This window comes from Candidatus Pseudomonas phytovorans, assembly GCA_029202525.1.
In the GTDB taxonomy this organism is placed as follows: Bacteria; Pseudomonadota; Gammaproteobacteria; order Pseudomonadales; family Pseudomonadaceae; genus Aquipseudomonas; species Aquipseudomonas phytovorans.
Map to the genome: position 1 here is coordinate 3,010,028 of CP119325.1, position 14,267 is coordinate 3,024,294.

Here is a 14,267-nt window from a genome sequence, read left to right on the forward strand (position 1 = left end):
TCAGAGTCTGTGAGTTCCCTGTGGGAGCGGGCAAGCCCGCGAAGAGGCCAGTACAGGCAACCGCTTATGGTCAGGCGGGCACCATGGCAAACCCGACCCCGAAGCGGTTCCAGGCATTGATGGTAGCAATCGCCAGGGTCAGGTTGGCCACTTCGGCCGGTTCGAAGTGCTCCTGCAAGGCTTCATACTCCCCCTGCGGCGCGCCTTGCTCAGGCAAGCGGGTCAGGCTTTCGACCCAGGCCAGCGCCGCACGTTCACGCGGGGTGAAGTAAGCGGTTTCACGCCAAACGCTCAAGGTCTGCAGGCGTGCTTCGGTCTCACCGGCCTTGCGTGCATCGTTGGCGTGCAGGTTGACGCAGTAGGCGCAGCCGTTTATTTGCGAAGCCCGCAGGCGCACCAGTTCCAGCAGCGAACTCTCCAGGCCGCTCTTGGCCAGGGCCTGCTCCAGGCCGACCATGGCTTTGTAGGCTTCCGGGGCGTGCTTGGCCCATTCGATACGGTTGTGCATGGCTGTCTCCAAAGGGTGTGGGGTGGGAATGGCACTACTGTAGCGCTGCCTATTGGCAACCCCGATAGCCAATTGCGCACATAAGCGGGAGGCCAATCGTCCATTCAGGTGGCCACTGACAAGCATCCAATCTCTTCATTTCTGCCAAGCCTGACAAGCCGGGATAATGGCCGGGTCCTGCTACCTGAGAACCGATGCACAATGAGAGCTGCTTTGAACCTGTTGCTGGTGATCCTGCTGGCGCTGAACCTGCGGCCGATCCTGACCAGTATCGGCCCGTTACTCGAACCCATGCGCGCCAGCACCGGCCTGGGCTACCAGCAGGCAGCCCTGCTGACGGCATTGCCGGTACTGTGCATGGGCCTGGTGCCGTTGCTGCAGCCGTGGCTGCGACGCTGGATCAGCGAGCATGGCGGCATGCTCGGTGGCCTGGCTGCCATTGCGCTGGCCTGCCTGTGGCGCCTGCAACTGGACAGCGCCTGGGCGTTGATTGCCAGTGCGGTGGTCGCCGGCCTGGGTGTGGCGGTGGTGCAGGGCATGATGCCGGGGCTGGTCAACCGCTGGTTCCCCAGCCGCCTGGCGGGGGCGATGGGCCTGTACTCGGCGGCATTGATGTGTGGTGGCGGCATGGCCGCCGTGCTTGGTCCACATATCAGCGGCCATTTCGGCCACTGGCAGGTCGGCCTGGGCGTGTGGGCGGTTCCGGCATTGCTGGCGCTGCTGGCCTGGTCGGTACTGCGGCCACGGCAGGCGGCGCCAACGCCGGGCGGAGCCGCTGGCGGGCACTGGTTCGGCACGCGCCGGGCCTGGTTGCTGGCCTTGTACTTCGGCCTGATCAATGGCGGCTACACCAGCATGGTGGCCTGGCTGCCGGCATACCATATCGAACACGGCGGCAGCGCTCAGGGCGGCGCCGACCTGGTTGGCCTGATGACGGTGTTCCAGGTGGCCGGCGCACTGGGGTTGCCGCTGTTGCTGCGGCGTTGGGCCGACCGCCGCGTTGGCCTGTGGTTGGCACTGGCGACCCAGTTGGCCGGCTTCCTCGGCTTGCTGCTGGCACCCACGCTGGCTTCGGGTTTGTGGGTCGCAATGATCGGTTTTGGCCTGGGCGCCTGCTTCAGCCAGAGCCTGACGCTGACCCTTGAGCACCTTAAGACCCCCGCCGAGGCTGGCAGCCTGGCCGCTTTCGTGCAGGGCATCGGCTTTATCATTACCGGGATCGTGCCGTACATCACCGGCTGGCTGCGTGACGTGAGTGGTGACTTTCAGGCGTCGTGGATGCTGCTCACCGTGACCGTGGTGGCCATGCTGCTGGTAACCCGTTGCTTCAATCCGCGTGGCTATGCTGCGGCCATCGCGCGCCCGGGCGCAACCGGCAAGGCCGCGCCGGTCAGCTGAGGCGTTGCAGGGTATCGCGTACCCGGTCCAGTGCCGGGTCGATGTCCAACAGTTCGATCGCACCGAAGCCCAGCAACAGCCCCGGGCGTACCGGTGCCTCGCTGAAGAATGGCGCCAGCGAATACAGGCCGACTTCCACCTTGCGCGCGAGGTTGGCCAGCAACTCGACATCGACCCCGGTGTTGGCCAGTGCGCTGAGGTGGAAGCCGGCGCTGGCGGGGATGGCGCTGAACCACGGCGACAGATCACCGCCCAGGCGCGTCAGGATGCGCTCGCGCCGGGCGCTGTAAACCTCGTGGCAACGGCGGATGTGCTTGTTCAGGTGGCCTTCGCCCAAAAAACGCGCCAGCGCCCACTGCAGCAATGTCGGGCTGTGCCAGTCACTGAGGTGCTTGGCCACGCAGGCGGCCTGCAGTACCGCAGGCGGCAGCACGGCGTAACCCAGGCGCAACTCGGGTAGCAACGTTTTGGAAAAGGTCCCCACATAGGCCACCAGGCCATGCCGGTCGAGGCGTTGCAGTGCATCCGAAGCCGGCCCGTGGTAGCGGAACTCGCAGTCGTAGTCGTCTTCGATGATCAATGCACCCAGTTCGGCAGCCCGTGCCAGCAGAGCGTGCCGGCGTGGCTCGCTCATCGGCATACCCAGCGGGAACTGGTGCGAGGGGGTTACGTAGATCAGCCGGGTACCCTCGGCGATCTGCTCCACGCACAGGCCTTCATCATCCACCGGCACGGACTGCAGGCGGGCGCCCAGGGCCAGGAACAGTTGCCGTGCCGGCGGGTAGCCGGGGTCTTCCATGGCCACTTGGCAACCCGGCTCGACCAGTATCCGGGCGATCAGGTCCAGCGCTTGCTGGGCACCGTTGCACACCAGCACGTCGGCTGCGCTGCAGTGCACGCCGCGGGCGTAGGCGATGTGGTGGGCAATGGCCTCGCGCAGCTCTGGCAGGCCTTGGGCCGTAAACTGCCGCTCGGGGTGGCGCTGGCTGCGGCGCAAGGCGTAGTTCAGGCAGCTGCGCCACTGGTCGAACGGGAACTGCGACTTGTTTGAGGCACCGCCGACAAAGTCATACCGAAAGGGCGCCTGCAACTGGCGTTGGCCGAGGATGGTGGCGCGTTGCCGCCAACGCTCCAGGGATGCGGCGCCGGCCAAGGGAACGCTGGCGGATTCGTTGCTGCGCAGTGGTAGGCGCGGGGTGACGAACGTGCCGCGGCCAACCACACCGCTGAGCAGGTTGTCGTAGGTCAGCCGCGAATAGGCCTCGGCCACGGTCTTGCGCGACACGCCCAGTTGCTCGGCCAGCAGGCGGGTTGGCGGTAGCTGGGTGCCAGCGGCGAGGTGGCCGCTGTCGATACCGGTGCGCAGTTGCTGGTAAAGCTGGTCGGCCAGGCCTTTGCGGCCTTCCAGGCGAATGTGCAGTTCCATGGGGCGATCCGGAGCGGGGGAGTGCTCAGGATAGCGGATTGGCCAGGTAAGGGCATGGGGCTGCAAAGCAGCCCGAAAAGCTCAGAACCGCGCAGTGCTTACGGTGATGTAGCCCTTGTCCGCCACTGCGATGCGTATCACCGTCTCGTCCGCTGGCGCCTTGCGGTTGCGCTTGATACGCACGCCATCCACCGCGGCAGCTTTCAGGTGTTCCGTGATGGCCCGCCCGTTCGGATCGAAGAACACCTCGCTGGCCAGCAACTCGATACGCTCGATCAGTTGCCGGGATTGCTCGTCGGTGGCGCAGAAGAACATCACCCCCGACAGGTGGGGGTCTTCCTCGGGGTTGCTGATGTCATGGCTCAGCATTTCGCGCAGGCTGCTGCGCAGTTCGGCAATGGAGCGGGCGTACAACTGCATACGGAGCCTCCTCGGGATCGCGACCTTGCATTGTCCGGTTCCGATCTTGTTTTCTGTGCGCAGAGGCAGCAAGTAGGACGCTTCCGAGGGTGTTGTGGGAAATTTCTGAAGCCGCCGAAATGCCACCCTGACTGGCAGGTGGCACAGGTCTGCACCCATCGGTGCAGGAGGGGCATTGCCCGCGAAGAGGCCGGGACAGGATTTACAGGGCAGCCGCCCCGGCCTTGGCCACCTGGGCGTCCTGTTCAGACTTGACCCCGGACACACCGATGGCACCTACCACCTGGCCATCCACCCGCAGGGGCACGCCACCTTCCAGGCTGGTCAGTAGCGGTGCGGTGACGAACGCGGTGCGGCCACCATTGACCATTTCTTCGTAATCCCGTGTTTCCTTGCGCCCCAGCGCCGAGGTCCGGGCTTTCTCCACGGCAATGTAGGCACTGGCCGGTGCACAGCCATCCATACGCTCCAGAGCCAGTGGATGGCCGCCGTCATCGACCACGGCGATGGTCACGGTCCATTGCCGGGCCAGGGCCTCCTGGCGGGCGGCGGTCAGTACGCGGGCGACTTCGGCCTGGCCGATCACGAACTTGCTATGCATGGGGGGTCTCCGGGTTCAAGGCTGCTTCGACGATTTCGATCCAGTGCCGCACCGGCGTGCGTCCGGCCCCGTCGAGGTGGACCTGGCAGCCGATGTTGGCGGTGGCGATGACTTGCGGTTTTCCGCTTTCCAGTGCGTTGAGGCGGTTGTCACGCAGTTGCCGCGACAGTTCAGGCTGGGTCAGCGAATAAGTGCCAGCCGAGCCGCAACACAGGTGGCTGTCCGGCACCGAGGTCAGGGTAAAGCCCAGGCGCGTCAGCAGCGACTCTACCGCGCCTCCCAGTTTCAGCGCGTGTTGCAGTGTACAGGGGCAATGGAAGGCCAGGCGTTGTTCGGCGCACAGGCCCAGTTGCTCGACCGGCTCATCTCGCAATACTTCTACCAGATCGCGGGACAGCGCGCTGACGGTTGCAGCTTTGCCTGCGTAGTGGGGGTCGTGCTCCAGCAGGTGAGCGTAATCGCGCACGAACGCGCCGCAGCCGCTGGCGGTTTGCACGATGGCCTCGGCACCCGCTTCGATGGCCGGCCACCAGGCGTCGATATTGCGCCGCGCACGCTGCAGGCCTTGTGCCTGGGCATTGAGGTGGTAGTCCACCGCGCCACAGCAACCGGCCTGACGGATCGGTTGCACACTGATCCCCAAGCGGTCGAGCAGGCGTGTGGCAGCGGCGTTGGTGTTGGGTGACAGGGCCGGCTGCACGCAGCCCTCAAGCATCAGCACCCGGCGTGCGTGGCGTGGTGCGGGGCGCTCGCCGGGTGGCGTGATGCGCGACGGTAGTTTGCCCTTGAGCGTGGCTGGCAGCAGCGCTCGCAGGGCCTGGCCGCTGCGGGTCAGGGCCTTGAACAGTGCAGGGCGTGGCACAACCGCGCGTAGGCCCTGGCGCAGCAGACGCTGACCAAGCGGGCGTGGCACCTGCTGTTCGACCACCGCGCGGCCGATGTCCAGCAGGTCGTGGTACTTGACCCCGGATGGGCAGGTGGTTTCGCAGTTGCGGCAGCTCAGGCAGCGGTCCAGGTGCAGTTGGGTGCTGGCGGTGACCGGCTCGCCTTCGAGCATCTGCTTGATCAGGTAAATGCGCCCGCGCGGGCCGTCCAGTTCATCGCCCAGCAGCTGGTAGGTGGGGCAGGTGGCGGTGCAAAAACCACAGTGCACGCAGGAGCGCAGGATGCTTTCGGCCTCGTCGGCACGGGCCAGGTGGCGGGCTGCTTCGCTCAGGTTGGTTTGCATGGTCTGGCCTCACAGGTCCGGGTACAGGCGGCCAGGGTTGAACACCCCCTGGGGGTCGAGCTGTTGCTTGAGGGCGCGGTGGTAACGCATCAGTCCAGCGGGCAGCGGCGGGCTGCTGGCGGCACCGGGTGCGTAGCAGGTGGCGTGGCCGCTCACCTGGGCGACCTGGTCGCGAATCGCCTGCGCCGGCGCACTGGACTTAAGCCAGCGCTGGGCACCCCCCCAGTCGATCAGTTGCTGGCCGGGCAGGTGCAGCTCGCCGGTGGCGTTGGGCAGCGACAAACGCCAGAGCGGGGCAGGGTCATTGAAGAACGCCAGGCGCTGTTCGCGCAGGTCGCCCCAGAAGCTGCTGTCGAGGGGTTCGCCGCCCAGGCGCTGGCGGGCCGACTGCACCGAGCCTTCACCGCCCTCCAGGCGCAGGTACAGCGCGTTGCCGTCGTGGCAGGCCGCGCTGATCGGCAGTGGCTGCTGGCCCCATTCGGCCAGCTCGGCCAGTGCCCGGTGGGCGCCCATCGGCAGGCGCAGGCTCAGGCATTCGCGCGGCCGAGGCAGCACTTTCAAGGACACTTCAGTCAACAGCCCCAGGCAACCGAAGCTGCCCGCCATCAGCCGTGATACATCGTAACCGGCGACGTTCTTCATCACTTCGCCGCCAAAGCGCAGCAGCTTGCCGTGGCCGGTAATCACCCGTGTGCCAAGTACGTAGTCACGTACCGAGCCGGCCCACGGCCGTCGGGGACCGGACAGCCCCGCCGCGACCATGCCGCCCAAGGTGGCCTCGGGGCCCAGGTGCGGGGGTTCGCAGGCCAGCATCTGGCCGGCTTCGTGCAGGGCTGCTTCGATGTCGCGCAGCGGTGTGCCTGCACGGGCGGTGAGCACCAGTTCGGTCGGGTCGTAGCTGACGATGCCTCGGTGGCTGCGGGTGTCGAGTACCTCACCGGCCACCGGGCTGCCGAGCATGGCCTTGCTGTTGCTGCCCAGGATACGCAATGGCGTGCCCTGGTTCAGGGCCTGGTTGACCTGCTCCAGCAGGGCCTGGCTGAAGTCGCGGTCCATGCTCATCAGAAGCGCTCCAGTTCGGGGAAGGGCAGTTGCCCATGGTGCACGTGCAGGGCGCCGAATTCGGCGCAGCGGTGCAGGGTAGGTATATTCTTGCCGGGGTTGAGCAGGCCCTGCGGGTCGAAGGCAGCCTTTACCGCGTGAAACAGGGTGATTTCGTCACTGTTGAATTGTGCGCACATCTGGTTGATTTTTTCGCGGCCCACGCCGTGTTCACCGGTAATGCTGCCGCCCACCGCCACGCACAGTTCAAGGATCTTGCCGCCGATGGCTTCGGCGCGCTCCAGCTCGCCGGGCAGGTTGGCATCGAACAGGATCAGCGGGTGCATGTTGCCGTCGCCTGCGTGGAACACGTTGGCCACGCGCAGGCCGTATTCGCTGGACAGGTCACTGATGCCCCTGAGCACCCGCGGCAGTTCGCGGCGCGGGATGGTGCCGTCCATGCAGTAGTAGTCTGGTGATAGCCGCCCCACCGCCGGGAAGGCGTTCTTGCGCCCGGCCCAGAAACGCACGCGCTCGGCCTCGTCGCAGGCCAGGCGCACCTCGCGGGCTCCGGCTTGTGTCAGCACGGCGGCCACCCGTTCGCAGTCGTCGTGCACATCGGCTTCTACGCCATCCAGTTCGCACAACAAAATGGCGGCTGCGTCCACAGGGTAGCCGGCATGAATGAAGTCTTCGGCGGCGCGGATCGCCAGGTTGTCCATCATCTCCAGGCCGCCTGGAATAATGCCGGCGGCAATGATTTCGGCCACCGCCCGGCCGGCGTCCTCGACGCTGTCGAAACTGGCCAGTAGCACCCGCGCCACCTGGGGCTTTGGCAGCAGTTTCACGGTGACTTCGGTGACGATACCGAGCATGCCTTCGGAACCGGTGAACAGTGCAAGCAGGTCGAAACCGGGGGTGTCCAGAGCATCGCTGCCCAGCGTCAGGTGTTCACCTTCGACCGTGAGAATGTCCACCTTGAGCAGGTTGTGCACGGTCAGGCCGTACTTGAGGCAGTGCACGCCCCCCGCGTTCTCGGCAACGTTACCACCGATGGAGCAGGCGATTTGCGAGGAAGGGTCTGGTGCGTAGTACATGCCATGGGGGGCGGCGGCCTGGGAGATGGCCAGGTTGCGTACGCCGGGTTGCACACGGGCGAAGCGACCCTGCGGGTTGACCTCAAGGATGCGGTTGAAGCGTGCCATCACCAGCAGGATGCCCTTGGCCAGTGGCAGGGCGCCGCCCGACAGGCCGGTACCGGCGCCACGCGCAACCACGGGTACGCCGCGCTGGTGGCAAAGCTTGAGCAACGTCTGCACCTGCTCCAGGCGCTCGGGCAGCACCACCAGCAGCGGCACCGTGCGATAGGCCGACAGGCCATCGCATTCATAGGGTTTGAGGTCTTCTTCGCGGTGCAGGATTTCGAGGTCCGGCAGGGCACTGCGCAGTGCCTGTAGCAGGTCTGCCTGGTCGACAGCCGGCAGCGCGCCATCGACGCGTTCGTCGTACAGGATATTCATCGGCTCACTCGGCAACGGTTCTTGTTGTTGTTGGCAAAGCGGTAACCGTTTCAGGTTACGCGTGCCAGCACCTGGGCTCGAGTAAGTTAAGCACTGGTTCTACCAGCAGGAAAACAAGCATTGTGCCAGCCCTTTCGAGGCTCATGTCGCCGCGAAAGGGCCGGTACAGGCTTACATCAATGATCGGCTATGCGGTCATCCTGCGACAGGATGGCCTTGGCCAGTTCTTCATCATTGGCCTGCAGCCCTGGGTGGTCCTTGCGGGCCTGTTCAAGCGCCGACTCCACATAGGCGCCACGGATTGCACCGCCGCTGGCAACGAAGGCAGAAAGCTCGTCACGGGCCGGAATGATCCGTTTGTCGTCCTTGAAGGTCGAATACAGCGAAGCGGAAACACCGGCCGAGGTGGCGACGTCGCCCGCATCGACGCGGGCCAGGGCAGCACCAGCAGGCAGCAGGAGCAGCAGCGCAGGGGCGAGGAGTAGGTGGCGCATATCGTGTTCTCCGGTAGCGTGAAGCACAGGGAAATAAACCACTCAGTGCTTAAGAAAGCGCGGGGGTGGTAGTAGTTCCCTCGTTTGCCTGGAGATTGCAGGGGGGCTGGGCGGCCCTAATGCCAGTGGTGATAACGCCAATTCGAGGTCGGATAGATACAAAAGCGTTTTCGGCGGTTCTGTTGCAATGGTTCTCAGGCAGCCAGCCTGAACAGCGTGCTTACAACGACAAGGAACCCCGACCATGCAAATGCCCAAGACCCTGAAAATCCGCAATGGCGACAAGGTGCAGCCGACCTTCTCGGCACAGGAATATGCGGCCCGCCACGCCCGGCTGCGGGCCTACATGGCCGAACAGGACATCGAGGCGGCGATTTTCACTTCTTACCACAACGTCAACTACTACAGCGATTTCCTGTACTGCTCGTTTGGCCGGCCCTATGCGCTGGTGATCACTCAGGACAAGGTTGTCTCTATCAGTGCCAACATCGATGGCGGGCAGCCTTGGCGGCGTACGGTCGGTACTGACAACATCGTCTACACCGACTGGCAACGCGACAACTACTTTGTTGCCATTCAGCAAGCGCTGCCGCTGGCCTCGCGTATCGGCGTCGAGCACGACCACCTCAACCTGCAGAACCATGCCAAGCTGGCCGCCTGCTACCCCAAAGCCGAGTTGCTGGACATAGGCGCGCCGTGCATGCGCATGCGCATGATCAAGTCGGCCGAGGAGCAGGCGCTGATCCGCCATGGTGCGCAGGTGGCGGATATCGGCGGTGCGGCGGTGGTAGAAGCGCTGCGCGAACAGGTGCCGGAGTATGAGGTGGCGCTGCATGCCACCCAGGCGATGGTCCGCGAAATCGCCAGGCGCTTCCCGGATGCAGAGCTGATGGACACCTGGACCTGGTTCCAGTCCGGGCTCAACACCGATGGCGCACACAACCCGGTCACCAGCCGCCGTGTCGGCAAGGGTGAAATCCTGAGCCTCAACTGCTTCCCGATGATCGCGGGCTATTACACCGCGCTGGAGCGCACACTGTTCCTCGACCACTGCCCGGACGAATACCTGCGTCTGTGGCAGGCCAACGTCGAGGTGCACGAGGCGGGGTTGAAACTGGTACGCCCAGGTATGCGCTGCAGCGATATCGCCCGCGAATTGAACGAAATCTTCCTGCGCCACGACCTGCTGCAGTACCGCACCTTCGGTTATGGCCATTCGTTCGGCACCTTGAGCCACTACTACGGCCGCGAGGCGGGGCTGGAGTTGCGCGAAGACATCGACACGGTGCTGGAGCCTGGCATGGTGGTTTCGATCGAGCCGATGATCATGCTGCCCGAAGGGCGACCGGGGGCGGGCGGGTATCGCGAGCATGACATCCTGATCGTCAACGACAGCGGTGCCGAGAACATCACCAGGTTCCCGTTTGGACCGGAGCACAACATCATTCGCAAATAAAGACCGGCGCTGGCCTCTTCGCGGGCTTGCCCGCTCCCACAGGTGCACCACAGGTTCAGAATGCTGTGAAGTACCTGTGGGAGCGGGCGAGCCCGCGAAGAGGCCAGCCCGGACAACAAAAATATCACCGTATGACCAGCAGACCCTGCCTCCAATTAAAAGAACCAGAGGGTACCCGTCATGTCCAGCACCACCCTGAATGCACCCACCCTCGACGGCACCGCGCCCAGCGCCGAACGCCAGGCCTTGCGCAAGGCCGCCCGGGCCAGTTTCATGGGCAACTTTGTCGAGTGGTTCGACTACGCCGCCTACGGCTATCTGGCCACGATCATCGCCGCCACCTTTTTCCCGCAAACTGACAAGTCCACCGGCCTGCTGGCAACCTTCGCCGTGTTTGCCCTGTCCTTCCTGGTGCGCCCGCTGGGCGGCATCGTCTGGGGGCACTTTGGCGACCGTCATGGCCGGCGCAACGCACTGTCGTGGTCGATCCTGATCATGTCGGTGTCCACCTTCTGCATCGGCCTGCTGCCGGGTTATGCGCAAATCGGCCTGTGGGCGCCGGCCCTGCTGTTGCTGATTCGTCTGGTGCAGGGCTTTTCTGCCTCGGGTGAGTACGCCGGTGCTGCGGCGTTTCTTGCCGAATACGCGCCGCCTGGCCGGCGTGGCCTGTACACCAGCATCGTGCCGGCCAGCACGGCGGCTGGGCTGCTGTTCGGTGCGGCGTTCGTGGCGGTGCTGCATGAGCTGCTCAGCAGCGAAGCCCTGCATGAATGGGGCTGGCGCCTGCCCTTCCTGCTGGCGGCACCGTTCGGCCTGGTGGGGCGCTATATCCGCATGAGCCTGCAGGACACGCCCAAGTTTCTGGAAATGGAACAGCGCCTGGAACACAAGGCCGGCATGGCCCCGATGCCGCTGCGCGAACTGATGGGCCAGCACCGCCGCAGCCTGGCCATCGGCATTGGCGTTACCTGCCTGAACGCGGTGGCGTTCTACCTGCTGCTCAGCTATATGCCGACCTACCTGTCCACCGAGATGGGCATGAGCGAGCGGGATTCATTCATTGCTTCTACGGTATCGCTGGCGACCTACATTGGCTTGATCTTCCTGATGGGGCGGCTGTCCGACCGGTTCGGCCGCAAGACCATGCTGGTGGTGGCGTCGCTGTTGTTCCTGGGGCTGACCGTGCCGTTGTTTCGCCTGCTGGACGGGCAGCCGCTGCTGGTCATCCTGGCGATCCAGATTTGCTTCGGGGCGATACTGGCCATGAACGACGGGACCTTGCCCTGCCTGCTGGCCGAGATATTCCCGACCCGGGTGCGATTCAGTGGGTTTGCCCTGAGCTTCAATGTGGCCAATGCGCTGTTTGGCGGGACCGCACCCTTCATTGCCACCTGGTTGATCCAGGTGACCGGCAGCAAGCTGGCACCGGCAGGGTATTTGCTGGCGGCAGCACTGGTGGCGCTGGTGGCCATGCTGATGTGTAGGGAAACTGCGCACTCGGCTCTGGAAGACTGATCAGCCTGTACCGGCCTCTTCGCGGGCTCGCCCGCTCCCACAGGATTTGCGCTGCCTTCAGGATTGGCGCAATTACTGTGGGAGCGGGCGAGCCCGCGAAGAGGCCGGTAAGGCCGGTGCAAGCCATGAGTCAGTGCAAAGAAGCCTGCCGCCGCTCCCCCAGTGGCGATAAACCGAAGAACCGGCTGTAACTCTTGGAAAAATGCGCCGGCGAGCTGAACCCGCAGGCCAGCGCCACCTCGCGCACCTGCACATCACTGCGCAGCAGCAACTCCCGCGCCCGCGACAGCCGCAGCTCCAGATAGTACTGGCTGGGTGTGCGCTGCAAGTATTTGTGGAACAACCGCTCCAGCTGACGCACAGTCACTTCATTGAGGCTTGCCAGCTCTTCCAGCCCCAGGGGTTCTTCCAGGTTGGCCTCCATGATCGCCACCACCTGGCTCAGCTTGGGTTGGGCGCTGCCAAGCAGGGTGCGCAGCGGTACCCGCTGGCGCTCGCGTTCGCCCCGCACCCGGTCACAGAGCAACAGCTCGGCCGCCTTCGCCGCGATGTCCTGGCCGCCGGGTTCGCGGGCCACCAGTTGCAGCATCATGTCCATGGCTGCCACACCGCCCGAGCAGGTATAACGGTCGCGGTCCAGTTCGAACAGCTGGCTGGAAATGACAATGCCAGGGAAGTGCGCCTGCAATGTCGGCAGGTCTTCCCAGTGGATGGTGCAGCGGTAGCCTTTGAGCAGTTCGGCCTTGGCCAGCAGGTAGCTGCCGGTGCAGATACCGCCCAATGGCAGGTGCTGGCGGGCCAGCTTGCGCAACCAGTCGATCAGCGGGCGGCTACTACGGCCACGGTCGATCGGGTTGGCGCCAACCACCAGCAGCGCGTCCAGCCCGGGGGCGTTGGCGATGCTGTAGTCGGGCAGTACGCGCATCCCGTTGCTGGCAACCACGGGGGCATCGTCCGCGGCAATCAGCACGCTGCGAAACAGTGGCTTGCGCGCCGCCAGGTTGGCCATGCGCAGTGTCTCCACCGCGGATGCCAGGCCGATGGTGGTGAAATTGGGCAATATCAGAAAGCCGAAGGTCTTTACGGAACAACTCTTTACAATAGACGGCGATAGGTTTGCAGAAGCGGGGTGGACCATTGCGCTGTTCCTGTGCAAGCTGAGGCATAGTTCGTCAGGGGCAGTGAGAAAATACAGCCTCGCGTGGTTCTTGTTTTTATGGGTCGTTGCCGGGTCGATCTTACACCCAGGGCGCAGCGGCCAGGAATGGCTCCGCCGGCTGGCAGGGCCGACAGTGATTGCACACAGAAGGTGATCGTTCGTGAACCCCGAATCCATGCTGGCGGCATTGCCAGGCTACGCCCTGTCGCCCGAGTCGATCCAGGTGCTGCCCGATGCCAAGGCCTACCGCGCCTGCTTGCTCGAACGCATCCGCGCTGCGGCCCGGCGCATCGTCATCGTCGCGCTGTACCTGCAGGAAGACGAGGCCGGCCAGGAAGTGCTCGATGCCTTGTACCAGGCCAAGGCCGAGCGGCCAGGCCTGGAAATCACCATCGTGGTCGACTGGTTCCGTGCCCGCCGTGGTCTGTTGGGGGGCGGGCGTCAGCCGGGTAACGCCGCGTGGTACCAGGCCCAACGCCAGTTGCGCGGGCTGGATATCGTCATTCACGGGGTGCCGGTACAGACCCGCGAGCTGTTCGGCGTGTTGCACCTGAAGGGCAGCATCATCGACGACTGCGTGATCTACACCGGCGCCAGCCTGAACAACGTCTACCTGCACCGCTTCGACCGCTATCGCCTGGACCGCTACCACCTGTTCCAGTCGCCGGGGCTGGCAGACGCCATGGTCGACCTGGTACAGCGCCTGCTGCACCACACCGCCACACCGCGCCTGGACTTGCCTGCGCCACCCGCCACCCGTAGCCTGCGCGGCGACATCCGGCGCTTGCGCGCGCGGTTGCGGCGCATGGCTTACGAGGCGCCAGCCAGCGTGGCAGGGCAGGGGCTGCGGGTGATCCCGCTGTTGGGCGTAGGCCGTGGTAACCCGTTGAACCGGGCGATGTGCGCCTTGTTGGCGGCGGCGCGCACGCAACTCATCATCAGCACGCCGTACTTCAACCCGCCGCGGGTGGTGATGCGCGAGCTTGACCATGCGCTGGCGCGGGGCGTGCAAGTTGAGCTGATTGTCGGTGATCGCACGGCCAACGACTTTTATATCGCCCCCGGTGAGCCGTTCAGTGCCAGTGGTGCCTTGCCTTATCTGTACGAAGATAACCTGCGTACCTTCGCCCGGCGCCGCCATGCCGAGATTGCCAGCGGCCAGTTGCAGGTGCGCATCTGGAACGATCCCGGGCATACCTTCCACGCCAAGGGCGTGTGGGTCGACCAACGCTATTCGCTGCTGACCGGCAACAACCTGAACCCGCGCGGGTTCAACCTGGACCTGGAAAACGGCCTGCTGATCGATGACCCGCAAGGGCAATGGCTGGCACCACGGGAAGCGGAGCTGACCGCTCTACGCCGACATGCGCCAAAAATTGGCTCGGCAGAGGCGCTGGGGGTGAAGGCCGAGCACCCCAAGGAAGTACGCAAGTTGCTGCGGCGGTTGCGCTTTAGCCGGTTGGAGCCTTTGATCAAGCGGGTGCTCTGATGGTTTGCCTGG

General features: G+C 64.8%; 13 protein-coding genes. 4 read left to right on the forward strand and 9 right to left on the reverse strand.

All coding sequences use genetic code 11. From position 1 onward, the window contains the following. Positions 1-70: 70 nt before the first annotated feature. Positions 71-508, reverse strand: coding sequence for a carboxymuconolactone decarboxylase family protein (locus P0Y58_13520; GenBank protein ID WEK33155.1), 438 nt, complete (start codon positions 506-508; stop codon positions 71-73). 201 nt (positions 509-709) lie between these two features. Here P0Y58_13520 and P0Y58_13525 point away from each other — a divergent pair, with 201 nt between their 5' ends. After that, on the forward strand, positions 710-1,906 hold the full coding sequence (locus tag P0Y58_13525) for a cyanate transporter (GenBank protein WEK33156.1): 1,197 nt from the start codon (positions 710-712) through the stop codon (positions 1,904-1,906). Here the strand turns inward: P0Y58_13525 and P0Y58_13530 are convergent. The 7 genes from P0Y58_13530 to P0Y58_13560 all read right to left on the reverse strand — a co-directional run bounded on the left by P0Y58_13530 (position 1,899) and on the right by P0Y58_13560 (position 8,636). Further along, complete coding sequence (locus P0Y58_13530; protein ID WEK33157.1) at positions 1,899-3,332, reverse strand: PLP-dependent aminotransferase family protein; 1,434 nt, start codon at positions 3,330-3,332, stop codon at positions 1,899-1,901. The genes P0Y58_13525 and P0Y58_13530 overlap by 8 nt on opposite strands. An 81-nt stretch (positions 3,333-3,413) precedes the next feature. Beyond that, positions 3,414-3,752, reverse strand: coding sequence for a hypothetical protein (locus P0Y58_13535; GenBank protein WEK33158.1), 339 nt, complete (start codon positions 3,750-3,752; stop codon positions 3,414-3,416). A 202-nt stretch (positions 3,753-3,954) separates the two neighbouring features. Continuing rightward, positions 3,955-4,353 carry a heme-binding protein gene (locus tag P0Y58_13540; protein ID WEK33159.1) on the reverse strand — a complete coding sequence of 133 codons (399 nt, stop codon included), beginning with the start codon at positions 4,351-4,353 and terminating at the stop codon, positions 3,955-3,957. Then, a complete protein-coding gene (gene glcF / locus P0Y58_13545; GenBank protein ID WEK33160.1) occupies positions 4,346-5,581 on the reverse strand; it encodes a glycolate oxidase subunit GlcF in 1,236 nt (411 codons plus the stop codon). Before glcF ends, P0Y58_13540 begins: the two co-directional genes overlap by 8 nt. Positions 5,582-5,590: 9 nt before the next feature. Continuing rightward, positions 5,591-6,643 carry a glycolate oxidase subunit GlcE gene (glcE, locus tag P0Y58_13550; GenBank protein ID WEK33161.1) on the reverse strand — a complete coding sequence of 351 codons (1,053 nt, stop codon included), beginning with the start codon at positions 6,641-6,643 and terminating at the stop codon, positions 5,591-5,593. Beyond that, positions 6,643-8,142: a glycolate oxidase subunit GlcD gene (gene glcD, locus P0Y58_13555; GenBank protein ID WEK33162.1), complete on the reverse strand. Its 1,500-nt coding sequence runs from the start codon at positions 8,140-8,142 to the stop codon at positions 6,643-6,645. The genes glcE and glcD overlap by 1 nt, the downstream gene beginning before the upstream one ends. 176 nt (positions 8,143-8,318) lie before the next feature. Next, positions 8,319-8,636 carry a DUF2388 domain-containing protein gene (locus P0Y58_13560; protein ID WEK33163.1) on the reverse strand — a complete coding sequence of 106 codons (318 nt, stop codon included), beginning with the start codon at positions 8,634-8,636 and terminating at the stop codon, positions 8,319-8,321. A 244-nt stretch (positions 8,637-8,880) separates the two neighbouring features. Between P0Y58_13560 and P0Y58_13565 the strand changes: the two genes are divergently transcribed. Next, complete coding sequence (locus P0Y58_13565; GenBank protein WEK33164.1) at positions 8,881-10,092, forward strand: M24 family metallopeptidase; 1,212 nt, start codon at positions 8,881-8,883, stop codon at positions 10,090-10,092. Positions 10,093-10,272: 180 nt separating this feature from the next. Next, complete coding sequence (locus P0Y58_13570) at positions 10,273-11,607, forward strand: MFS transporter (protein WEK33165.1); 1,335 nt, start codon at positions 10,273-10,275, stop codon at positions 11,605-11,607. Between the two features lie 130 nt (positions 11,608-11,737). On the opposite strand, the gene P0Y58_13575 is transcribed toward P0Y58_13570, so the two are convergent. Beyond that, positions 11,738-12,745, reverse strand: coding sequence for a GlxA family transcriptional regulator (locus P0Y58_13575; protein WEK33166.1), 1,008 nt, complete (start codon positions 12,743-12,745; stop codon positions 11,738-11,740). Positions 12,746-12,926: 181 nt separating this feature from the next. On the opposite strand from P0Y58_13575, the gene pssA reads away from it, so the two are divergent. Next, on the forward strand, positions 12,927-14,255 hold the full coding sequence (gene pssA / locus P0Y58_13580) for a CDP-diacylglycerol--serine O-phosphatidyltransferase (protein WEK33167.1): 1,329 nt from the start codon (positions 12,927-12,929) through the stop codon (positions 14,253-14,255). Positions 14,256-14,267 lie beyond the last annotated feature (12 nt).